Below are 21,394 nucleotides of genomic sequence, written 5' to 3' on the forward strand. Positions count from 1 at the left end.
CGGGGAAGGGCGGGTGGATGACTCGGTATCACCGCATCGCGGCGCAGGACCTCGGCCGCCTGGGGGCGCTCAGCGACGGAATCTTCGCTGTGGCAATGACATTGCTGGTGCTGGATCTGCACGTGCCCGCGGGCGAGGCGTGGCACGAGCGCTCGCTGTGGAGCGCGGGCGCGGTCTCCGACGAGCAACCGGTCTGGCATGCCCTGACCCACGTGGGTCCGCAGTTCCTCATCTGCCTGCTCGGATTCCTTACCCTCGGCATGTTCTGGATCGGCCAGCAGACCCAGCTCAACCTCATGGACCGGGCGGACCGCTCGCTGACCTGGATCCATCTCATGTTCCTGTTCGGAATCTGCCTGGTGCCCTTCGCCACCGCTCTGCTGGCCGCCTTCCCCCAGTCCCGCCTGGCCCTGCTGGTGTACTGGGCCGACCTGCTGTACCTAGGCCTGGTCCAGCTCGCCGCGCTCCGCTACGCGTGCCGCGCCGGTCTGCTCGCCGAGCACACCGCGCCCGAAGACCTGACGGCCATCCGCCGCCGCATCGGCATCGTGCAACTGCTGTATGCGGCGGCGGTGGCCCTCTGCCCGATCAGCACCTACCTCAGCATCGGCCTGATAATCGCCCTCCAGGTGAATTCGGCTGTCTCCCCGCCGATTCGCCCGCTCGATCGTTTCTGAGGGGCTACCGCGCGGCGGCGAATCCCGCGCGTAGATCGGCGAGGATGTCGTCGATGCCCTCGATCCCCACGGCCAGACGGACCAGGCCGGGGGTGACGCCCGCCGCGAGCTGCTCCTCGGGGGTCAGCTGTCTCGCCGTGAGCGCAACCGTGGCTCCCGGACCAGCGCCGGAGCACCCCCCGGTCCTGTGATGGTTGCCAACTGGTCAACCGTTCGGCAGACAGGGTTGCGCGGGGGTGATATGAATTCGCGGTGGCATGGACTTTGCGGCTCAGCGAGGACGAAGAAGCTGCGCTGAGTGCGCAGGCGGCGATGGAAGGGCGGTCGAAACACGACATTGCCCGGGACGCCATCCGGAACTACATCACCCGGCACAAGACCTGGGACGACTATCTGTCCGATGGCCCGGTCGTCTACGGGTAGTAGGTGTCCCGTATCTCGGTGTAGCGCTGGCGAATAGCGGCGCCGATTCCCACTGCCAGAGCATGGAATTCGGTGCCCGCGGGGCTGGGCCAGCGGGGTGGTCGGGGACCGCCGCGCAGGGCCCAGGCGGCCTGGCGGGCCGCGCCGAGGGCGACGTATTCGCTCGGGTCGGGCACCGTGACGGTGCGGCCGAAGATGGTGGCGGCGGCGTGCGCGATGAGCCGGGAGCGGGATGCCCCGCCGATCAACAGGATTCGATGCGGCACCGTCGGCAGGCGGTCCAGGGCCTCGGCGATATTGCAGAGCATGCCCTCGATGGCGGCGCGGGCCAGATGGTGCGGACGCATGGTGTGCGATCGCAGGCCGTGCAGGCTGCCGGTGGCATACGGCAGATTCGGGGTCCGCTCACCCGCGAGATAGGGGAGCAGGGTGAGACCGTCCGCGCCCGCGGGCGACTGCGCGGCCAGCACCTCCAGGCCGGACACATCGGTGCCCAGCAGCACCGCGGTCGCGTCCAGCACCCGGGCGGCATTGAGCGTGCACACCAGCGGCAGGAACGCCCCGGTGGCGTCGGCGAACCCGTTCACCGCGCCGGAGGGATCGGCGCTGGGGTGCGCGGCGCGGGTGAAGACGGTTCCGCTGGTCCCGAGCGAGACCACCACGTCCCCGTCCCCGATGCCCAAACCCAGTGCGGCGGCGGCATTGTCGCCGGTGCCGGCCGCTACCAGCCGCCCGCCCGGCGTGTGCCCGGCGATCTCGGCGGGCGCCAGCACCCGCGGCAGCGCGGGACTGCGGCCGCGGAAGGCCAGCGCCAGCAGGTCCGGCCGGTAGGCGCCCGCGGCCGGTGACCAGTACCCGGTGCCGGAGGCGTCACCCCGATCGGTGGTCGGCTCGGTGGCCGGATCACCGCCGCGCAGCTGCCAGGTCAGATAGTCGTGTGGCAGCAGGACCCGGACCGTCCGGTCGGCCAGCTCGGGTTCGTGATCGGCGAACCAGCGCAGCTTGGCCACCGTGTGCGCGGCCAGCGGCACACTCCCCACCGCGTCCGCCCACGCCTGCGGCCCGCCCAGCTCGTCCACCAGCTGTGTTGCCGCCTCCGCGGACCGGGTGTCGTTCCATAGCAACGCATCTCGCACCGGATGCCCCGCCGCGTCCAGCGCCACCAGCCCGTGCTGCTGCCCGGCCACCGCGATGGCCTCCACACCGCGCATCATGCGATCACAGGCCGCCCGTAGCGCCTCCCACCACATGAGCGGCGGCACCTCGGTCCCGTCGTAGTGCGGAATCTGGCGGTGCCGCAATATCGTTCCGGTATCGGCATCGCACACCACGATCTTGCAGGACCGAGTGGACGAGTCCACTCCGGCAACGACCGTCATTGGCCAGTCACCACCCTCTATCGTGCCGCCGCCCGTCCGGGGTGCAGCTGGATCTTGCGTCCGGTGCCCGCGCGGAAGGTTCGCAGGGCATCGCCGAATTCGTCGAGCGCGAAGTCGTGGGTGATCACGGTGTCGGCGTCGATGACGCCCTCCCCGAGCAGGTCCACGGCCCGCCCGAAACTGTGCAGCACGGCCATGGATCCGACGATGGTGATCTCGTCGTTGTAGACGCGGAACGGCGAGATGCTCGCCCGCGCGGCCGCCGGGGCCACCCCGAACTGTTGATAGGTGCCGCCGCGCCGCACCCGGGACAAGCCGTCCTCGATCGCGGCCACCGTTCCGCTGCAATCGATCACGATCTCCCAGCCCTCGGGCCGGTCCATGTCCTCGGCGGACACGGTGGCGGCGTCCGCGCCGAGTGTGCGCGCGATGGACAGCCGGTCGGCATTGGTGTCCACCATCGACACCGACGCCGCGCCCGCCGCGATGGCCAGCTGCAGCATGAGCAGCCCCATGGTGCCCGCGCCGTAGATCAGGTAGTGCGACCCGAGTCGCCGTGGCAGCACATCGAATCCGTGCACCGCGCACGAGAGTGGTTCCACCAGTGCGCCGTGCGCGGGCGGCACATGCCCGGGCAGCCGATAACAGTTGGCGGCGGGCACTTTCACGTACTCGGCCATGGCGCCGTCCACGGTATCGCCGATGGCGCCCCAGTTCTCGCAGAGATTGCCGCGCCCGATCGCGCAGTAGTGGCAGTGCCCGCAGAACAGCGAGGGATCGACCGCCACCCGGTCACCGGCCCGCACCCCGGCCGCGTCCGCGCCGAGCGCCACCACCTCCCCGGCGAATTCGTGGCCGGGCACGATCGGATAGGGCGTGGGCGGGAATTCGCCCTCCACGATATGGATATCGGTACCGCATATCCCGACCGCATCCACCCGGATCACCACCTCACCGGTGCCCGGTGTCGGATCGGGCACGGATTCGACCGAGAACTGTCCGGGCTTCTCGACCACCAAAGCGCGCATAGCAATAACCATGCACCCGCGTGCCACCCGACCGACGCGTTTTACGCAATAGCAATCGCAATCTTTCTGTTTTCCCGCAATCGTTACCGGCGATACGCGGGGGATCAGGGGAGGGCGTGATACCAGAAGGCGGTGGAGGCCACATGCGCCTGGTCCAGCGGTAGGTAGTGGCCGTCCTCGCGCCAGCCCAGCGCCTGCACGGTGGCGCGCAGGCCGTGGTCGAAACAGATGGGGTCGGGAATGTGCCAGCGGTACATGCCGAATCGCTGGTGCGGTTCGTAGATTCGATGTGGCGGCAACACCTGTGGCATGCCCAGATAGGGGGTGGAGTAGGGGCGATAAGCGCCCTCGAGGTCGAAATTCCAGGCCCCGCCGAAATAGTCCTCTGTGCCGGTCCCGCACAGGGTGGGGAATTCGGTGTCGTCGTCGAGATAGAACTTCAGCTCGCCCTCGCCCCACCAGCCCGCCGCCCGCGGCTGCACGGCCAGATACGTTCCGGCATACCGTCCGGGACCGCCGTCGATCTCGACGATCGGATGTTCCGCCGGGGTACCCAGCGGATCGGAGCAGCGCCACCGGGCATGCAGATACCCGGCGGCGCCGGGTAACTCCTCCTCCAGATAGGTGATCTGGTAGTACACCGGCGCGGCCCGCTCGGACCCGTTGTGCAGGGTGATGAGCGCGTGAGCGTGGAAGGGCATGGGCCAGTAGCTGTTCAGCCCGCCGGCGGGCGCGACCACCACCATGGCGGAATTGATCAGCGCCAGCTGATCCCAGCCGTTGCAGAAGAAGTCGCCCAGCGGCACCGCGACGCCCGGTTCGGGTGAACCGTCCCAATACATCCGGAGGGTGAAGTCGCGCAGCAGTGCGCGATCGGTGGTGAGCCACACGTGCCGGATCACGCCGGGCCCGGAAAGGTCGGCGAGCGTGGCGGTTTCGCCGGGCGGCAGATCGATGGACGGCGACACCTTCCACCCGCGTCCCAGCCCCGCGGCCGCGAATGCCCCGGTTCCGGAGATGGCGCGCCCGCCCCCGCCGGCCTCGCCGGTGGGGTTCTCCGCGCTCACCGAGCGGGTGCGCCGCCCGTCCAGCTGCCAGATCTCGTGCACCATGCGAATTTTCGCATGTCGATGACGATTATGAAGCGGACATGTAGCGGACAAGCGAATGCCGACGCCGTCCCACCACGGCGCCGGCATTCCGGAACTGCTTACTTACCGACCAGTTTCGACTTCAGCGCGGCGACGGTCGCGTCGTCGACGCCCAGGCCCTGCGACAGGAAGTTGTCGAAGGAGCCGAAGCTCTGCTGGACCGCGTCGAACGAGGCGTCCAGGTAGTCGCGGTCCACGCCGAGCACCGGCTCGAACAGCGACGGATCGGTGACCAGGCCCTTGGCGACCAGGCCGTCCAGCGTGGCCTTGTTCGACGCGGCCAGGTTGTCGTTGGACGCCAGGTAGTCGTTGTAGATCTGGCCCTTCGGCGCGCCCAGGGCGCTCAGCAGGATGGCCGACATCCAGCCGGTGCGGTCCTTACCGGCGGTGCAGTGGAACAGCACCGGGCCGTTGGCATTGGCGATCTCCTTGACCGCGGCGCTGAACTGCGAGCGCGCGGTCGGGTCGGTGACCATCCACTTGTAGTAGTCGACCATGTACTGATGGGCCTTGCCGTCACCGAGCAGCTGCTGCTGCACGGCCGGGCCGCCCTGCACGGCCTTGGCGAAGAACAGGTAGAAGTCGTTGTTCGGGTCGTAGACCGGCAGCGACTTCTCCGGGATGGAGGACGGCAGCTTGTCCGGGTTCTGGCCGCGCTCGGTCGGGCTGCGGAAGTCGATGATCTCGACGATGCCCGCCGACACCAGCTGCTGCTGCTCGGCGTCGCTCAGCTTGTTCAGCGCGTCGGAGCGGAAGACCGAACCGTCCTTGACCTTGCCGTCGCCGCCCTGGGTCGGGATGCCACTCAGGTCCCGGGCATTCGGTGCGGACGGTAGGTCCAGCGACGCGCCCTTGGGCGTCTGTAGCACCGGGACGGGCGCCGCCAGCGCCGGGGTGACGGCGATCGGGGTGATGGCGATGAGCGCGGCGGCTACACCGGTGAGAGTGCCGCGTACGGCGCGCGAGATCGTCATTTGGGGTTCCTTTCGATCACGGACCAGGGGTGGGGTGTCCCGGTCCGGGCTTCTGACGCGCGCTCGGCTGCCGGATACGGCGCGGGGCGCGCGGGTCCGGGCATGACCGACCGGCCTCGGGCACGAGCGCGGGAGCGCGCCCGAGGCACGGTTCGGTTGCCGGCCGGGCTATTGCGCGTCGGCCAGCAGCGTGATGGTTCCGGCGGCGCCGTCGACGCGGACGCGCTGGCCGTCCTGGAGCGCCGTGCTGGCGGTCTTGGTGTCGACGACGCAGGGGACGCCGAACTCGCGGGCCACGATGGCGGCGTGCGAGGCCGAGCCGCCGATATCGGTGACCACCGCGCCCGCGTAGCCGAACATGGCGGTGTGGCCGGTGTCGGTGACCGCGGCCACCAGGATGTCGCCCGGCTCGATGTCGTCGTCGAGGGTCAGCACGCGCTTGACGGTGCCCTCCACCACGCCGGGGCTCACTCCCAGGCCGGAGATGGTGTCGCCCACCGCGATCGCGCCGGAGATCTCCTCCGGCTCCCACGGACCGTTGACCACATCGGGCATCCGGATGGCCTGGAATCGGGTGCGCTCGGCGCGGCGGCGCGCCACCCGCTCCTGCAGATCGGCCGGGGCCCAGAGGATTTCGTCGAGGTTCAGGAACGCCGAATCCTCGATCTCGGTGAGCTTGCCCGCGCGCACCAGGCGCGCGGCCCGCTCCTGGGTGGCCAGGCGCAGGCAGTTGGTGACCCGCACGACGGCGTCGCGGGCGCGCTCGCGGTAGACGGTCGCGCCGACGGCCATCTTGGCGGTGCGGCTGGTCGGCTCCGGCACCGGTTCGCGGTGCGGCGCGGGCATTTCCGCGGCCCGCCCGGCGGCGGTGACCAACAGCTCGGGGCGGTCGCCGAAGGTGGCGTTGATGAGCTCGCACTCGCCCGGGCCACGGTGACCGATCCGGGCCAGCTCCTGGTCGAGGGCCTGCGAGAACTCCGGCGACTTCTCGCGGGCGGCGGCCACGTCACCGGTCTTGGCCAGCGCCTGCAGTCCGGCGTCCTTGCGGCACAGGGCCGCCAGCCGCTCGACGGCGAGCATGGTCTTGGCCGACTCCAGGCGGTTCAGGTCGATCTTGACCTCGCCCTTGTGGGCGGCGGTGGCCGCACCGGTCATCATGACGCCGATGGAGGCCGCCTGCCACGCCTGGTTGAGGCGGTCGCGCCAGAGCAGGGCGCGGGCGTGCAGCTGCTCGTCGGTGAGCTCCGAGATCTGGTCGCGGGTCAGCGCTTCCGCGTGCGAGGCGGCATTGATGTGCTCGGCGGTCTTGCTGTAGCCGAGGGCGGTGGCCGCGACCCGGCCCATGGCCTTGAAGGTGCCGGCGCGGGCGGCCAGGCCGGTCGGCATGGCCGGACGGCCCTTGGGGTGCAGTTCGACATCGCCGATGGTGCCGTAGACGTCGCGGCGCACGCTCTCCTCGTCCCAGCCGGGCATGTTCTGCGCGGAGAAGACGCCGATGGAGGCGTTGATGTACACGCTGTGGCCGAGCACGCTGGTCACGCGGGATACCCAGTGCTCCAGCGCGATTCCCTCGATGGCGATCATGTGGCCCATGGCCTCGCTGCCGAGCCGGATGGCGCCCGCCTGCAGATCGATGGTCAGCGGGGTGAGCGGGCCGGGCAGCGCCTCGGAGGTGTTGGTGGCGGTGTAGACCGGGATGCGGTCGTCGACCATGTCGTCGAATTCGCCCTGCAGGCCTTCGGGCGCAGCCGATTTCAGCGCGTAGCCGTCGGAGGTGGGGGCGTTCTGGGGCACCACGTGGGTGGGCAGCGGAATCGCGCCGCGGCGATCGCGGATGCCGGAGCCGCCGCTCTTGCGGCCGTACAGGCCGCGCGCCACGTCGGCGATCACCTCGGTGGCGGTCCAGCCGTAGCGGAAGCCCCAGTCCTCGCGGGCGGCGCTCGCGTCCACCGGGGCCTGCGATGCCGACGACTTCGGCAGCCACGCACCGTATTTCGCGCCCGCGTCGGCGAGGATGCGCTTCACCTCGGCGCTCGACACGTTGCCGGGCGCGGCCAGCTCGACCACGCCGCCGCGCTGCGACAGCGCCGCCAGCACCAGGAAGCGCTCCAGGTCGTCGTAGTGCAGCACCTGGATGCTGCCCTTGCCGCCACCGGTCAGGGTCTCCAGCGCGCGCCAGCTGCCGCGGTCGATGCGCCGGCCGGTCACCAGCGCGGTGCGCACGATGAGCGCGTCCGCGCCGGAGCCGGTCACGATCTTCTCGACGCTCGAATCGCCGCCCGCCGCAACGGGAACCACGAGGCGCGCACCGGAGTTCTCGGCCGCCTGGGCGATTGCCGCCACCGCGGGACCCGCCAGGTGCACGATCGTGTCCACCCCGGCCACGGCCCGCGCGCAGACCTGGGCGTCGGACAGGTCGCCGACGATCACCTCGACCCGCGGGTCCACGTAGCGGTGCTGCTGCCGGTCCAGGCCGACCACCTCGTGGCCGGCCGCCAGCAGCATGCGCGCCACGGCACGGCCGCTCGGCTCGGTGACACCGGTGACCAGAATCCGCATTGACTCTCCTCCTCATGCAGGCATCCCCAACCACAGTGACGCCGTTCACACACCATCCCCAGTGCGGCGGGTGGTGACGGGTCACAGTCCCGGTCAACGGGATCGGCGAATCGCTCAGCAAGATGGGGCGCTAAGTGACGGTGGTCGGAGCGGGCACCGTCGAGGCATGACAGTGCGGAATCCGGTCACGCCGCGGGCGGCCGACGAGGTGAGCCACTACGACATCGAGACCGATGTGCTGGTCGTCGGGTACGGCGCGGCGGGCGCCTCGGCGGCCTACGAGGCCGCCTACGCGGGCGCCCGGGTACTGGTGGTGGACAGGTCCGGCGGTCCGGGCGGCGCGTCGGCGATGTCGGGCGGCGAGATCTATCTGGGCGGCGGCACCCCGATCCAGGTGGGCTGCGGCTACGACGACACCCCCGAGGCGATGGCCGCCTTCCTGAAGGCGGCGCTCGGCGCGGGCGCGGACGCGGCCAAGATCGACGAGTACTGCGCGGGCAGCGTCGAGCACTTCCATTGGCTGGTCGACCGCGGCGTGCCGTTCAAGCCGACCATGTGGGACGCCCCCACCTGGGTGCCGCCCACCGACGACGGGCTCATGTGGCTGGGTGAGAACAGCTGGCCCTTCGCGGAACTGGCGTATCCGGCCCCACGCGGGCACCGGCCCACCGCCAATGACTTCGGCGGCAAGCTGCTCATGGAGCGCCTGGCCGGCGCGGCCGAATCCGCCGGCGCCACCGCATTGTTCGACACCCATGTCGGCACCCTGATCGTGGACGGCGAGGGTGTCGTGGTCGGAGCGGTCGCGCGGCAGTACGGCAAGGAGATCACCATCCGTGCCCGTCGTGGAATCGTGCTCACCACAGGCGGTTTCGTCGACAACGACGACATGCTCGCCGCCCACGCGCCGCAACTGCTGGGCCACACCAAGGTCAGCGCGGGCACCGACGACGGTTCCGGTATCCGCATGGCCCAGGCGCTGGGCGCGGCCGTGCGCCACATGTCCGCCGGTCAGGTCGGCATGTCCCTCATTCCCGGGCTGGCCGCGCGCGGGCTGGTGGTCAATGCCCTCGGCCGTCGCTTCATCAACGAGGACACCTATCCCGGCCGCATCGGCCAGCACGCGCTCTACCGCCAGAACATGGGCGGCAGCTGGGCGGGCGACGACACCGCGGTCTGGGTCGTCGTCGACGAGGACGGCTTCGAGGACGTCCCCGAGCAGCAGCGCTGGGGTGTGCGGCCCACCCACGTCGCCGAGACCCCCGCCGAACTGGAAGAGCTGACCGGCCTGCCGGCGGGCTCGCTGACCGCGGCCATCACCCGCTACAACGAATTCGCCCGGCAGGGAACCGATCTCGACCATCACAAGTCGCCCCGCTGGCTGCGCGAACTGACCCCGCCGTTCGCCGCCATCGACGTCAAGGCCGGCGTGCGCCCGCCGTCGGAAGCCGGTGACCGCCGTGGCACCGGCGCGTCCGTCTTCACCCTCGGCGGCCTCCACACCGACCTGGACGGCCACGTCCTCGACCTCGGCGGCCGCCCCATCCCGGGCCTCTACGCCGCCGGTCGAGCCGCCAACGGCCTGCACGGTTTCGGCTACATCTCCGGCACCTCACTCGGCGACGGCACCTTCTTCGGCCGCCGCGCGGGCACCGCGGCCGCCCGGCGCGCGTGATGCCGAGGACCTGGGCTATCGGACTCGGCCGCCGCCGCTTCCGGCGAGTTGTGTTGGGCGATGGCCGTTTTGCCGGCGGGACCGGGTTCTAGACTCGCCCGCTATGGAAATTCACACGCGGCAGCTGCGGTATTTCGTTGCGGTGGCGGAGGAGCTGAGCTTCACGCGCGCCGCGCAGCGGTTGCATGTGGCGCAGCAGGGGCTGAGCGCGCAGATCCGGCAGCTGGAGAAGGCGCTGGATCTGGTGCTGTTCACGCGGACCACCCGCAGCGTCGAGCTCACCGCGGCGGGGGCGGCCCTCCTCGACGGTGTCCGAAGTGCCTTGACCACACTGGAAATGGCGGTCGAGCGCGCGCGGGTGGCGCAGCGGCGGGAGTCGGATCGGCTGGTGCTCGGGTATCTGGAGGGCGCGGCGCTCACCCTCACCGAACCGATCCTCGCGGCCTTTCGTGAACAGCATCCCGGGGTGACGGTCGACATGCGGCAGTTCACCTACGAGGAGCCCGCGGCCGGACTGGAGAACGGGACCGTGGACGTGGCCTTCGTGCGACTCCCGTTCCGCGCGGCCGGAATCCGCTTCGAGCCCCTGTTCGCCGAGCCGCTGGTGGCGCTGGTCCCCGCCGCACACCGGCTGGCGGAACTCCCCGAGGTGCGGGTGCGGGATCTGCTCGACGAGCCGCTGCTCGGGGCGGCCACCACCGATCCGGAGTGGAATGCCTTCTGGGAGTTGCACGATCACCGCGACGGGCGGCCCGCCCCGGTGGTGTCCCGGTCGAGTTCACTGCTCGAGGAGCTGCACAAGGTCGCGGTGGGGGTCGGCGTCGTGCTGACGGTGGCGTCGGCGCGGTGGATGCCCTTTCCCCGGGTCCGGGTGCTGCCGGTCGCCGACGCCCCGCCCAACGAGGTGACGGTCGGCTGGCGCGTGGACCACGAGACGCCGCTGGTGCGCTCGTTCGTGAACATCGCGCGCCGCGTTCGCGACGCCAACCCCGACCTGGTCGCGGGCCTGGAACAACCCGATCTCGACGACTGCACCCTGCCGCAGCATCTGTGATTGACAACCGGGGCTTGTCAATGGCTGGGAAATAGCTGTTTCTCACCGCTTCCCCTGCGCCCTAATGTGTTTCCGCGTGGGCGGTCGACGGGGGATCGCGGCGTCCACAAGCGAGCCCGCCCAAGGTTCGCGACAGCCTCATTTACCCGATGAGGCGATCTCGGATGGCCGGCACCGCCCGGCGACGGACTGAGCCCCCGTCGTCCGGGCGGTGTCGGCGCCCATCGCCACGCGTGTCGCTGGTGCGGCCGCAATCGGGCGATCAGACTCGGGGGCATGACGGCGGACGAACAGCAGGGTGACGAGCACGGGGACGACGCCCGCGCGGCGGCGACCGGGCGCGACGAAGCGACCGAACCCCAGGCTGTGACCGTATCTCAGCCTGCGACCGAGCCCGATGAGACGACGGAGCCCGATGAGACGACCGAGCCCGATGAGACGACCGAATGTGACGAGGCGACCGAGCCCGATGGGACGACCGGGCGCGAAGAGGTGACCGCGACTGGCGAGTCGACCGACACGGGTGAGACGGACGGGCAGGCCGCAGCCGCCGCACGGCCTGCATCACTGCGTTCACGTGTGTGGGCGATCGCGGATCGTGCGGAACGGGCCGTCAATCCGAATTATCCCGGGCTGGTGGTGGCCTGGATCTTCTTCCTCTGGGCGGTGTCGCCCTCACTGCTGCCGCGGACCTGGCTGTTCGAGGGCCTGGTCTGCGGGATCAGCGCGGCCATCGGGTACGGCCTGGGTTGCGTGCTGGAGTGGGCCTTCAAGAAGTGGGTGCGGCCCCGGCTGCCGGAGTCGGCGGAGGGCCTGGCCAAGCTGTGGCATCCGAGCGAGACGACGCGGGCGGTCGGCAAGGCCGCGATCCTGGTCGGGACCATCGTCGGCGCCGCCCTGGTGCTGGCGCGGTCGGCGCGCTGGCAGCGCGATCTCGAACTGCTGATGGGGATGACGCCCACCACCACCTCCAGCTACCTGCGCGCCGAACTGGTGGCGGCGGTGACCCTCGGGCTGGTGATCGCGGCGTATCGCCTGGTGCGGTGGCTGATCCGGCTGATCGTGCGGTTGCTCAACATCGAATGGCGGGTGCCGCGGAACATCGCCTACCCGGGCGCGGTGATCGTGGTCGCGGTGGTCGCGGTGCTGCTGTTCCAGGGTGTGCTGGCGAAAGCCTTCTTCTCCGTGGCGAATTCGGCGTTCAGCCTGCGCAATGGCAAGACCTCGCCGAGCGTCGTTCAGCCGCAGCTGCCCGAAAGGTCCGGCAGCCCACAGTCACTGGCGCCCTGGGATACGCTCGGGTCGGAGGGCCGCTGGTTCGTCGCCACCGCGCCGACCGCCGACCGGATCGCCCAGGTCACGGGAAAGCCCGCGCGCGAACCGATTCGGGTGTACGCGGGCCTGGACTCGGCGAACACGCAGCAGGACATCGCCGATCTGGTGGTGCGGGAACTGGATCGCACCCACGCCTTCGAGCGCAAGGTGCTGGTCGTGGTCACCACCACCGGAACCGGCTGGGTGGACTCCACCACCGCCGCGTCCATCGAGTACATGTACGGCGGTGACACCGCCATCGCCGCCACCCAGTACTCCTACCTGCCGAGCGTGCTGTCGTTCCTCTCCGACCGCCAGAAGGCCACCGAGTCCGGGAATGCGGTGATCCACGCCGTCCATGAGCGCTGGGCGCAGCTGCCGCCCGGCCGGCGCCCGAAACTGCTGGTGTACGGAGAGAGTCTGGGCTCGCAGGGCTCCGAGGGCGCCTTCACCGGACTCGACGACATCCGCACCATGGTCGACGGCGTGCTGTGGGTCGGTCCGCCCAACTCCAACCGGATCTGGAGTCAGCTCGTGCAGCGCCGTGATCCGGGAACGCCGGAGATCCTGCCCGTCTACGCCGACGGCCTGATCGTCCGCTTCGCCGCCACCGCACCGGAACTGGGCCGACCGGACCGGCAGTGGTTCGACCCGCGCGTGGTGTATCTGCAGCACGCCTCCGACCCGATCGTCTGGTGGTCGCCGGATCTGCTCTTCACACAACCGGATTGGCTGAAGGAACCGCGCGGTGCGGACGTCTCCAAGTCCATCCGCTGGTGGCCGATCGTCACCTTCTGGCAGATCAGTGCGGACCTGGCGAACGCCCAGGGCGTCCCGTCGGGCCACGGCCACCGCTACGGCGATCTGCCCCTGGACGGCTGGGTCGCGGTGGCCCAGCCGCAGGACTGGAACCCGGACCTGGAACGCAGTATCCGCAAGGCCCTCGACGAGGACATCACCTGGGAATACGCCCACAAATAGCCGCTACACAGCGATCGGTCCGTATCCAGCGGAACCTGGGTTCCGATCATCGGGACTATTTCGGATCGAAACACCACGTTGGCCATAGCTTCGAGGGCAGGAAACTCTGGCACGAGGAGGAACGCCCGCATGACTAACAAGGTGCTCGATCGGGTCCGCGATCTGCTGCCCGCGATCCGGGAACGCGCGGTTCAGGCCGAGGAGCAGCGGCGGGTGCCCGACGCCAGCATTGCCGAGCTCACCGAGGCCGGCGTGTTCCGCATGCTCCAGCCGGCCCGCTTCGGCGGCATGGAGGAGTCGCCGGTCGCCTTCTACGAGGTGATCCGCACCATCGCCACCGTCTGCCCGTCGACCGCCTGGGTGTCCTCGGTGCTGGGCGCGCACCCCTGGCAGCTGGCCCTGTTCGAGGACCAGGCCCAGCAGGACGTGTGGGCTGCCGACCCCGACACCCTGGTGTCCTCCTCCTACGCGCCGACCGGCAAGCTGACCGAGGTCGAGGGCGGCTACGAGATCTCGGGCCGCTGGGCCTTCTCCTCGGGCTGCGACCACGGCCAGTGGGTGTTCCTGGGCGCGCTGGTGCCGACCGAGAGCGGCATGGACTACTACACGGTCCTGGTGCCGCGCACCGATTACCGCATCGAGGACACCTGGAACGTGTCGGGCCTGTCCGGCACCGGTTCCAACGACATCGTCATCGAGAAGGCCTTCGTGCCGGCCCACCGCGCCTACTCGGCCGCGGACCAGGCCAACCTGGTCGGCCCCGGCCAGCAGGTGAATACCTCTCCGCTGTACAAGATTTCGTTCGGTGCGCTGTTCTCCAACACCATCACCGCCCCGATCATCGGCGCGGCCCAGGGCGCGTACGACGCGCACATCGAGCGCCAGCGCGAGCGGGTGCGGCTGTCCTACGGCGGGCAGAAGGTATCGGAGGATCCCTTCGCCCACGTCCGGATCGCCCGTGCCGCTTCGGAAATCGACGCCGCCGTGCTCCAGATGGAGCGCAATATGGGCGAGCAGCTGCGCTACGCGCAGGCCGGTGAGGAGATCCCGTTCGAGCTGCGCCTGGCCACCCGCCGCGATCAGGTGCGCGGCACCGAGCGCGCGCTCGAGGCGATCGACCTGCTGTTCAAGAACTCCGGCGGCCACGCCATCCGCCGCCCGAACATCATCGAGCGCAACTGGCGTGACGCGCACGCCGGCAGTGTGCACGTGATCAACGATGTGGAGCGGGCGCTGGCCATGTACGGCAAGGGCGCCATGGGCCTCGAGGTCGCGGATCGGATGCTCTGATGACCCTGACGGCGGAGAACACCACCCGCTGGGTGACGGTCGACGGCCTCGAGCTCCGCTATCACGAGGCCGGCGAGGGCCCGGTGCTGGTGCTGCTGCACGGCTCCGGTGCGGGCGTGTCCGGCTGGGCCAACTTCGGTGACAACCTGCCGGTGCTGGCGCAGCACTTCCGCTGCCTGGTCCTGGATCAGCCGGGCTTCGGCGAGAGCGGCCGCCCGGAGGTGTACGAGCGCAATTACCTGCGCATCTCGGCCGACGCGGTGATCGGGCTGCTCGACGAGCTGGGCATCGAGAAGGCGCATGTGCTCGGCAATTCCATGGGCGGCACCGTCGCGACCCTGCTCGCCCTCGAACACCCGGGCCGAGTCGATCGCGTGGTGCTGATGGCGCCCGGCGGCGTCGGTGTGAACGTGCTCGGACCCGAACTGTCCGAGGGCATTACGCGGCTCATGGAGTTCAACGCCAACCCCACCGACGAGAAGGCCATGGGCTTCCTGCGGGCCATGGTCTACAACCAGGCCACGCTCACCGAGGAACTGGTGGCCGAGCGCCTGAAGGCCGCGGCCGATCCCAAGGCCCAGGCCGCCCTGCGCGACGCGTACGCCACCTTCTACAACCCGAAGCTGGCCGAGCCGGTCCCGCTGTGGGCGCGGTTGAAGGGCATCACGCAGGAGGTGCTCATCCTGTGGGGCCGCGATGACCGGGTCACCCCCGTGGAGGGCTCGCTCTTCGCCGCCCGGCAGCTACCGAACGCGGACCTGCGCACCTTCGCCCGCTGCGGCCACTGGGTCATGGTGGAGCGCAAGGACGCCTTCGAGCGGTCCGTGGTCGACTTCCTGAACAACGGCCTGTAGCAAGACGTTTCCGGTGATTCGGGGGTGGGATTTCCCACCCCCGAACTCGTTTTACCGGATTCGGCCCGGCGCTACAGTCCGAGCATGACGTGGACAGCCCCGGATATCACCCGGTCCGCCCAGGTGCTCGTCGGTGACGAGCGGGCCATGCTGCAATCCCTGCTCACCCGCGGCCGCGAGATCCTGCTCTGGAAATGCCAGGGGCTCACCGGCGCCCAGCTCGCGACGCGCAGCGTGGCGCCGTCCACCATGTCCCTGCTCGGCCTGATCCGGCACATGACCGAGGTGGAACGCGGCTGGTTCCGCAAGCGGGCCGCGGGGGAGCCGGTCGGCTACCTCTACTCCAGCGGTCCGGGCCAGGGCGGCGACTTCGACGACCTCGTCGCCGAGCAGGCCGAAGCCGACTACGCCCGCTTCCTCGCGGAAATCGCCGTGTGCGACAAGGCCATTGCGGACCTGCCGCTGGACCACACCGCCGTGCACCCCCGTACCGGCGCCGACCTCTCCCTGCGCTGGATCTATCTGCACATGATCGAGGAGTACGGCCGCCACGACGGCCACGCCGACCTGCTGCGCGAACGCATCGACGGCGCCACCGGCTATTGAGGCCGCCGCCGGATCTACAGATTGTGTTCGTGCGCCCAGGCGGCCAGCTGCGTCCGGGAGGTGAGCCCGAGCTTGGTGAGGATGTGCTCGACGTGGGTCTCGGCCGTGCGGACCGAGATGACCAGGTCGGCGGCGATCCGCTTGTTGCTGTGACCGGCCGCGACCAGGCGGGCCACATCCTTCTGCCGACGGGTCAGCACATTGGTTTCGGACAGGGTCGCGGTGGCCGCGCGCCGAGCGCGCTTCAAGGCGGGCGGCGGCGCGACGGGTTCCGGCGCGGCTGCGGTGCGGCCGAGCGCGTAGTCGATGGCCTCCTCCAGCGGCAGGCTCGCGCCCGCGCCGAACGCGGTGCGGAACGCCTCCTCGCCCAGCGCGTCCCGGACCTTGAGCCGCTCCTTCTCGCCGACCGCGATGGTGATGGTGTGGGCCAGTCGAATCGTGCTGCGCTGCAGGGATTCCGCCGCGCCCAGCAGGCGGGCGGCCCGCTCGTGGTCGCCGTCCGCGGAGACCGTCCAGGCCAGCCCCTCGAAGGCCGACGACAGCCAGATACAGCGCTCGAACAGGGCCAGCTCCTCGATGGCGCGGCCGTGGAATTCGGCGGCGGCCTCGAGTTCGCCGCGCCGCCAGTGGTCGATCCCGACCGTCCACAGCGCCAGCCCGCCCAGCAGGTGCGAACCGCTGTCGGTGGTGAGTTCCAGGAAGCGCTCGGCCAATTCGGTACGGCCCGGCGCCTCCAGCACCATGGCCGCCATGAAAGAGAAGGCGTGCGAGTCCATTTCGATGGCGTTCTGGCCGTGCGTGGCCGCGAGCTCGATGGCGCTGCGGCCCAGCTCCAGGGAACGCTCGCGGTCGCTGGCGGCGAAGGCCAGCAGTGACCGATCCAGCGCCACCTCGGCCATGATGTCGGTATCGCCCAGGGCGGCAGCCAATTCCATGCATTCGGCCACCAGGCGCGCGGCGGACTCCTGATCGCCGAGCAGCGCGGCCAGCGAGGCCGCCGAGGACAACGCCTTGGCGCGCTCGGCGGTGCGCTCGGGGTTGCGCGCCAGCGAATCCGTGAGCCAGCGATAGCCCTCGGACAGGAAGCGGTTGTGCTCCCAGAACGGGCGCAGCACGGTCACCGTGGCCATGGTGCGCAGCGGTTCGTCCTCCAGGCCCGAGCGCAGGGCGGCACGCAGATTCGCGTGCTCGCGGCTCAGCTCCCGGAACCACTCCACGTCCTCCGCGGTCCAGTACGCGGTCTGCCCGCGCATGGCCAGCTGCCGGTAGTGCTCGCGGTGCCGCGCCCGAACCTCCTGGTCCGTACCGCGTTCGGCGAGCCGGTCGGCGGCGAACTGACGGATCGGCTCCAGCATCGAGTACCGGGCGACATCCCCGTCGAAGCGCAGCATCACCACCGACTTGTCCACCAGCCCGGTCAGCGCCTCCATCAGCGACGCGGACCCCAGCTCGCACACCGCCTCCGCGGCATCGATGTCGAAACCGCCGGCGAACACCGAAAGCTGTTCCCACAGCGCCTGTTCCGCCGCGGTACAGAGGTCGTAGCTCCAGCGGATCGCGCCCTCGATGGTCTGCTGGCGCTGCGGAGCGGTGCGCGGACCGGCGCTGAGCAGCCCCATGGTGTCGTCGAGGCGGTCCAGAATCTGCTCCGGCGTGAACATGCGCAGCCGCAACGCCGCCAGCTCCAGCGCGAGCGGCATGCCCTCGAGGCGGCGGCAGATCTCCGCCAGCACCGGCCGGTTGCCGGGGGTGGCCTGGAAGCCCGGGTTGGCGGCGCTGGCGCGCTCGATGAACAGCTGCAGCGCGTCGCTGTCCTCGCCGGCGGTCTGGGCCACGGTCAGCGGCGGCACCGGCATGACCTGTTCGCCCGGTATCCCGAGCACCTCGCGGCTGGTGGCCAGCACCCGCACATCCGGTGTGGTGGCGATGATCCGGCCGACCAGCGCGGCGCACGCCTCGATCAGATGCTCACAGTTGTCCAGAATGAGCAGCAGCCGCTTGTCGGCCAGGAATTCGGTGAGCCGGGGCAGGGGAGCGGTGGATTCGTCGCGCAGATTCAACGCCTCGGCGACGCTCAGCGTGACCAGCGCCGGATCCTGCACATCGGCCAGCTCGACCAGCCACGCGCCGTCGGGGAACGCGCGTGCGACGAGGTGCCCGATCTGTCGTGACAGGCGGGTCTTCCCCATGCCGCCGGGACCCAGCAGAGTGAGCACCCGGGTGGTGGGCAGCAGGCGCTTCGAAGTAGCCAGCTCTTCGCGGCGGCCGACGAAGCTAGTTACCTCTTCGGGGAGGTTTCCATTGACACGCCGCGCCATGGCGTTAAACCTATGTGATTTGCCGCATTCTGTGCCAGCAGGTACGCATAAACGCAGCTCGCGGCCGTTCCAGATGTGTGCGGCGATACACTCGACCGGGTGCCGAGCCGAACGCGCCGAGCCCGCCTGGCGGACGTCCACGAATTGGCGACCGGTATGCCGCACGTCACCGTCGAGCACGGGCCCGCGGGTAACCCCGTCTACCAGGTCGGCCGCAAGTCCTTCGTCTACTTCCGGACCCCGCGCCCGGACGCCGCCGACCCGGGGACGGGAGAGCGGTACGACGACGTCATCATCTTCTGGGTGCCGTCGGAGGACGACAAACTGGCCCTCACCCAGGACCCGGATTCACCGTTCTTCACCACCCCGCACTTCCAGGGGCATCTCTCGGTCCTGGTGCGCGGCAGTCGAATTCCCGAACTGAGCCTGCGGGAGCTCACCGAGGTCGTGCAGGACGCCTGGCTTTCGCGCGCCTCGGTGGCCAGGGCACGACGGTGGTTGGCCGAAAACGCGCCCGGGACAGGGAAACCCGGCTGAGGTTCAGGCTGGGGAGGTTGCCGGGGTCAGTGCGCCGCGCAGGGCGTCGATGATCAGCATGCGCGCCTCGCTGCCTTCGGGAGTCGGCGTCAGGGGATAGACGTGGACCAGTTCGGGCGCCTCGTGATAGTCGACCTCGACACCGGCGGCCCGGGCCTTGCCCACCATGATCCGGGTGTCGGGCAGGAGGATGTCGCGGGTGCCGCAGAAGACGGTGAGTGGGCCGAGACCGGTGAAGTCGGCGAACAGCGGGCTGACCAGCGGGTCGGTGATCGAGAGCGAGCCGCGCCAGTGGTCGCCCAGAACCAGGCCGCCATCGCGTCCGAGCCAGGGATCCTCGGACTGGATGGTGAGGATCTCCGGATTGCTCAGGCTCAGGTCCAGGGCGGGTGAAATCAACACTGTCCGAGGCGCAGCCGGTTGCTGCTCGTCGCGGAGCAGGACCGCCGTGGACAACGCGATCTGGCCGCCCGCCGAATCTCCCGCCAGGCAGACCTCGCCGTACTGGTCCCGATTGGCGCGAACAAGGTTCGCGAAGGCCGGGATCACCTGGTCGGCGGTGCCATAGGGGATGAGCGGATAGATCGGCACCGTCACCGTCGTGCCCGCCTCGGCCGCGACATCCGCGGCCAGCTGCCAATGCTGCCGGGCGACCTCATTGACCCAGCCACCGCCGTGGCAGTACACGACATTGCCTCGGGCGTGGCCGGATCGGGGCGTGAGGGTGTAGATCGGCCAGCCGTTCTCCCGGCGCACCTCGATGGTCACATCCGAACGCAACAGGCGCGGCGGGCCGTAGGCCTGGGGCCGGAGGCTGCGTTCCCGAATGTGCTCGCGCGCACCTTCGGCGCTGATGAACGGCCGATTGGCCCGGACGACCCGCAGATACGCGGGCACCGCCCGACTGAGCAAGCTGGGCATCAGCGCCTCCCGTGCGGTAGTCCGACTGCGGCCTCGACCATACCGAATCGGACCAATGCCCTCAGCTGTGTTCGATGACCGCGCCGGTGAGGAAGGCGGACATGGCGGCGGCGACGGCATCCGGCTGATCCAGCATCGACAGGACGTAGGCGTCGTCGATCTCGACCAGGCGAGCCTTGGGAATCAGCTCGGCCAGACGCCGGCCGTGCTCGCGCGGCATCACCTTGCCGGCCGACGACCACAGGATCAGCGCCTCACCCGGAAAGTCGTGCAGCGCTTCGGTATTCGCGATGAGCTCGGCCTTGTTGCGGCGGGATCGGGCGTAGGCGAGCAGATCGCGCTGAATCCGCTTGTCCCGCAGGCCGGGATCGGTCCAGCCGCGGATGATCTCGTCGCTGAGCGGGTAGCGCGCCATCCAGCCGAACAGCAGCGGTGAGGAGCGCAGCCACCGGACGCGTAACTGCCTGAGCGCCAGCGTGATTCCACCGGGCAGCGCCGCACCCACGATGGCGGTCTTGCCGGGCAGGCCGGGCGGGAAGTTGGCGAAGGCCTCGCAGGGCAGCACGATCAACCGGCCGACGCGCTCGTCGAGGCCGTAGGCGGTGAGGAAGAGCCCGCCGCCCCAGTCGCTGTGCACCAGGGTGACGTCGCGCAGGTCCAGGGCGGCCAGGAAATCCGCGATCAGCTGATTGAGCCCGCGCATGGTCAGATCCGCGCCCTCGCGCAAAGGCTCCGGATGCGACCCGAGCGGCAGATCCGGCAACAGGTAACGGAAGCCCTCGGGCAGCTTGCCGATCACCTCGTCCCACACCGTGTGGTTCATCAGCAGCCCGTGCAACAACACCACCGGTGGCCCCTCGCCCCGCTCGGCGTAGTGCACCCGTCCCGCACTCAGCTCGACAGTCGGCATGATATCTCCCCTCTAGAGCACATGCTCTAGTGTGTTTGCTCTAGTCTGGACGGGTGAGCGAGAAGCTGTCAACCACCACCCGGGATCGCCTGGTCACCGCCGTCGCCGAGCTCATGCGCGTCCAGGGCTACAGCGCGATCACCGTCAAACAGATCACCTCGGCGTCGGGCGCCCCGATGGGCTCGCTCTACCACCACTTCCCCGCCGGGAAGTCGGCCATCGCCGCCGAGGCCCTGCGCGTCTCGGGCGCCGCCTACATCCAGCTGCTACCGCTCCTGATGGACGCCCACGACGACCTCCGCGAAGCCGTCCCGGCCGCCTTCACCGCCGCCGCGGAAACCATCGAGCAGGCCGGCTGGATGAACATGTGCCCGGTCGGCACCGTGGCCGGGGAAGTGGCCGACAGTGAACCCGGAATCCGTGACGTGGCAGCGGAAGTCATAAACTCCTGGATCGACGAGGGCACAGGCTATTTCATCCGCCGTGGCCTGGACGCGGCCGACGCCCGGGAATTGCTGATTGCGATTCTCGGTGCGCTGGAAGGAGCTTTCATTCTCAGTCGGACCCTGCGATCGACAGAGCCGATTTTGGCGGCCGGTAAAGCGATGGGTGCTCGTGTGTCCGAAATTGTGAAAAGGCAAGGGATACTGGACATTTCGGGTTCCTAGCATGTCCATTCGGCGGTAAAATCAAAGCATGAATTCGACGGGGGTGACACTCAACGCATGCGGTATCGCCGAATT

At 69.7% G+C, this 21,394-nt stretch carries 18 protein-coding genes and 1 pseudogene; 10 read left to right on the plus strand and 9 right to left on the minus strand.

Annotated elements, in window-relative coordinates; translation table 11 throughout:
* The first annotated feature begins 17 nt into the window (after positions 1-17).
* Complete coding sequence (locus tag ABZ909_RS30455; RefSeq protein WP_357006276.1) at positions 18-677, plus strand: TMEM175 family protein; 660 nt, start codon at positions 18-20, stop codon at positions 675-677.
* 4 nt (positions 678-681) lie between these two features.
* Here ABZ909_RS30455 and ABZ909_RS30460 read toward each other — a convergent pair.
* Positions 682-807: pseudogene (locus ABZ909_RS30460) on the minus strand (PLP-dependent transferase); the annotation flags it as partial.
* Positions 808-929: 122 nt separating this feature from the next.
* On the opposite strand from ABZ909_RS30460, the gene ABZ909_RS30465 reads away from it, so the two are divergent.
* Positions 930-1,100, plus strand: a complete 171-nt coding sequence (locus tag ABZ909_RS30465) for a ribbon-helix-helix domain-containing protein (RefSeq protein ID WP_357006278.1) — start codon at positions 930-932, stop codon at positions 1,098-1,100.
* Here ABZ909_RS30465 and xylB read toward each other — a convergent pair.
* The 5 genes from xylB to ABZ909_RS30490 form a co-directional block, all read right to left on the minus strand.
* Positions 1,091-2,479: a xylulokinase gene (gene xylB / locus ABZ909_RS30470; RefSeq protein ID WP_357006280.1), complete on the minus strand. Its 1,389-nt coding sequence runs from the start codon at positions 2,477-2,479 to the stop codon at positions 1,091-1,093. The genes ABZ909_RS30465 and xylB overlap by 10 nt on opposite strands.
* Positions 2,480-2,496: 17 nt before the next feature.
* A complete protein-coding gene (locus tag ABZ909_RS30475) occupies positions 2,497-3,507 on the minus strand; it encodes a zinc-dependent alcohol dehydrogenase family protein (protein WP_357006282.1) in 1,011 nt (336 codons plus the stop codon).
* 104 nt (positions 3,508-3,611) lie between these two features.
* Positions 3,612-4,619 carry a glycoside hydrolase family 172 protein gene (locus ABZ909_RS30480; protein ID WP_357006284.1) on the minus strand — a complete coding sequence of 336 codons (1,008 nt, stop codon included), beginning with the start codon at positions 4,617-4,619 and terminating at the stop codon, positions 3,612-3,614.
* 98 nt (positions 4,620-4,717) lie between these two features.
* Entirely contained in the window at positions 4,718-5,632 is a 915-nt protein-coding gene (locus tag ABZ909_RS30485) for a tyrosine-protein phosphatase (RefSeq protein ID WP_357006285.1), read from the minus strand.
* 168 nt (positions 5,633-5,800) lie between these two features.
* Entirely contained in the window at positions 5,801-8,191 is a 2,391-nt protein-coding gene (locus tag ABZ909_RS30490) for a PEP-utilizing enzyme (protein ID WP_357006287.1), read from the minus strand.
* Between the two features lie 166 nt (positions 8,192-8,357).
* Here ABZ909_RS30490 and ABZ909_RS30495 point away from each other — a divergent pair, with 166 nt between their 5' ends.
* The 6 genes from ABZ909_RS30495 (at position 8,358) to ABZ909_RS30520 (ending at position 15,965) form a co-directional block, all read left to right on the plus strand.
* Positions 8,358-9,866 carry an FAD-dependent oxidoreductase gene (locus tag ABZ909_RS30495; protein WP_357006289.1) on the plus strand — a complete coding sequence of 503 codons (1,509 nt, stop codon included), beginning with the start codon at positions 8,358-8,360 and terminating at the stop codon, positions 9,864-9,866.
* A gap of 103 nt (positions 9,867-9,969) precedes the next feature.
* Positions 9,970-10,920 carry a LysR substrate-binding domain-containing protein gene (locus tag ABZ909_RS30500; protein ID WP_357006292.1) on the plus strand — a complete coding sequence of 317 codons (951 nt, stop codon included), beginning with the start codon at positions 9,970-9,972 and terminating at the stop codon, positions 10,918-10,920.
* A gap of 276 nt (positions 10,921-11,196) precedes the next feature.
* Entirely contained in the window at positions 11,197-13,215 is a 2,019-nt protein-coding gene (locus ABZ909_RS30505) for an alpha/beta-hydrolase family protein (protein ID WP_357006295.1), read from the plus strand.
* Positions 13,216-13,344: 129 nt separating this feature from the next.
* Positions 13,345-14,505, plus strand: coding sequence for a 3-hydroxy-9,10-secoandrosta-1,3,5(10)-triene-9,17-dione monooxygenase oxygenase subunit (gene hsaA, locus ABZ909_RS30510; protein WP_357006297.1), 1,161 nt, complete (start codon positions 13,345-13,347; stop codon positions 14,503-14,505).
* The gene (locus tag ABZ909_RS30515; protein WP_357006299.1) at positions 14,505-15,359 is read left to right on the plus strand and encodes an alpha/beta fold hydrolase; all 855 of its coding nucleotides are present in this window, start codon (positions 14,505-14,507) and stop codon (positions 15,357-15,359) included. The genes hsaA and ABZ909_RS30515 overlap by 1 nt, the downstream gene beginning before the upstream one ends.
* 84 nt (positions 15,360-15,443) lie before the next feature.
* Positions 15,444-15,965 carry a DinB family protein gene (locus ABZ909_RS30520; protein WP_357006301.1) on the plus strand — a complete coding sequence of 174 codons (522 nt, stop codon included), beginning with the start codon at positions 15,444-15,446 and terminating at the stop codon, positions 15,963-15,965.
* A 14-nt stretch (positions 15,966-15,979) separates the two neighbouring features.
* On the opposite strand, the gene ABZ909_RS30525 is transcribed toward ABZ909_RS30520, so the two are convergent.
* Positions 15,980-18,283, minus strand: coding sequence for a LuxR C-terminal-related transcriptional regulator (locus ABZ909_RS30525; protein WP_357006303.1), 2,304 nt, complete (start codon positions 18,281-18,283; stop codon positions 15,980-15,982).
* A gap of 99 nt (positions 18,284-18,382) precedes the next feature.
* Between ABZ909_RS30525 and ABZ909_RS30530 the strand changes: the two genes are divergently transcribed.
* Positions 18,383-18,820, plus strand: a complete 438-nt coding sequence (locus ABZ909_RS30530) for a hypothetical protein (RefSeq protein WP_357006305.1) — start codon at positions 18,383-18,385, stop codon at positions 18,818-18,820.
* A 3-nt stretch (positions 18,821-18,823) separates the two neighbouring features.
* Here the strand turns inward: ABZ909_RS30530 and ABZ909_RS30535 are convergent, their stop codons facing one another.
* Together ABZ909_RS30535 and ABZ909_RS30540 are read right to left on the minus strand one after the other, a co-directional pair.
* Complete coding sequence (locus ABZ909_RS30535; protein WP_357006307.1) at positions 18,824-19,741, minus strand: alpha/beta hydrolase; 918 nt, start codon at positions 19,739-19,741, stop codon at positions 18,824-18,826.
* Between the two features lie 61 nt (positions 19,742-19,802).
* Positions 19,803-20,651: an alpha/beta hydrolase gene (locus ABZ909_RS30540; RefSeq protein WP_357006308.1), complete on the minus strand. Its 849-nt coding sequence runs from the start codon at positions 20,649-20,651 to the stop codon at positions 19,803-19,805.
* A gap of 53 nt (positions 20,652-20,704) precedes the next feature.
* On the opposite strand from ABZ909_RS30540, the gene ABZ909_RS30545 reads away from it, so the two are divergent.
* Positions 20,705-21,319, plus strand: coding sequence for a TetR/AcrR family transcriptional regulator (locus tag ABZ909_RS30545; protein WP_357006310.1), 615 nt, complete (start codon positions 20,705-20,707; stop codon positions 21,317-21,319).
* Positions 21,320-21,394 lie beyond the last annotated feature (75 nt).

The organism is Nocardia sp. NPDC046763 (assembly GCF_040645495.1).
Taxonomy (GTDB): Bacteria; Actinomycetota; Actinomycetes; order Mycobacteriales; family Mycobacteriaceae; genus Nocardia.

Bases quoted from the DNA above. Each gene is read 5' to 3' on its own strand.
- ABZ909_RS30475 (WP_357006282.1), bottom strand. From the start codon at position 3,507: ATGCGCGCTTTGGTGGTCGAGAAGCCCGGACAGTTCTCGGTCGAATCC.
- ABZ909_RS30535 (WP_357006307.1), bottom strand. From the start codon at position 19,741: ATGCCCAGCTTGCTCAGTCGGGCGGTGCCCGCGTATCTGCGGGTCGTC.
- ABZ909_RS30495 (WP_357006289.1), top strand. From the start codon at position 8,358: ATGACAGTGCGGAATCCGGTCACGCCGCGGGCGGCCGACGAGGTGAGC.
- hsaA (WP_357006297.1), top strand. From the start codon at position 13,345: ATGACTAACAAGGTGCTCGATCGGGTCCGCGATCTGCTGCCCGCGATC.
- ABZ909_RS30525 (WP_357006303.1), bottom strand. From the start codon at position 18,283: ATGGCGCGGCGTGTCAATGGAAACCTCCCCGAAGAGGTAACTAGCTTC.
- ABZ909_RS30480 (WP_357006284.1), bottom strand. From the start codon at position 4,619: ATGGTGCACGAGATCTGGCAGCTGGACGGGCGGCGCACCCGCTCGGTG.
- ABZ909_RS30490 (WP_357006287.1), bottom strand. From the start codon at position 8,191: ATGCGGATTCTGGTCACCGGTGTCACCGAGCCGAGCGGCCGTGCCGTG.
- xylB (WP_357006280.1), bottom strand. From the start codon at position 2,479: ATGACGGTCGTTGCCGGAGTGGACTCGTCCACTCGGTCCTGCAAGATC.
- ABZ909_RS30515 (WP_357006299.1), top strand. From the start codon at position 14,505: ATGACCCTGACGGCGGAGAACACCACCCGCTGGGTGACGGTCGACGGC.
- ABZ909_RS30485 (WP_357006285.1), bottom strand. From the start codon at position 5,632: ATGACGATCTCGCGCGCCGTACGCGGCACTCTCACCGGTGTAGCCGCC.
- ABZ909_RS30500 (WP_357006292.1), top strand. From the start codon at position 9,970: ATGGAAATTCACACGCGGCAGCTGCGGTATTTCGTTGCGGTGGCGGAG.
- ABZ909_RS30505 (WP_357006295.1), top strand. From the start codon at position 11,197: ATGACGGCGGACGAACAGCAGGGTGACGAGCACGGGGACGACGCCCGC.
- ABZ909_RS30455 (WP_357006276.1), top strand. From the start codon at position 18: ATGACTCGGTATCACCGCATCGCGGCGCAGGACCTCGGCCGCCTGGGG.
- ABZ909_RS30540 (WP_357006308.1), bottom strand. From the start codon at position 20,651: ATGCCGACTGTCGAGCTGAGTGCGGGACGGGTGCACTACGCCGAGCGG.
- ABZ909_RS30520 (WP_357006301.1), top strand. From the start codon at position 15,444: ATGACGTGGACAGCCCCGGATATCACCCGGTCCGCCCAGGTGCTCGTC.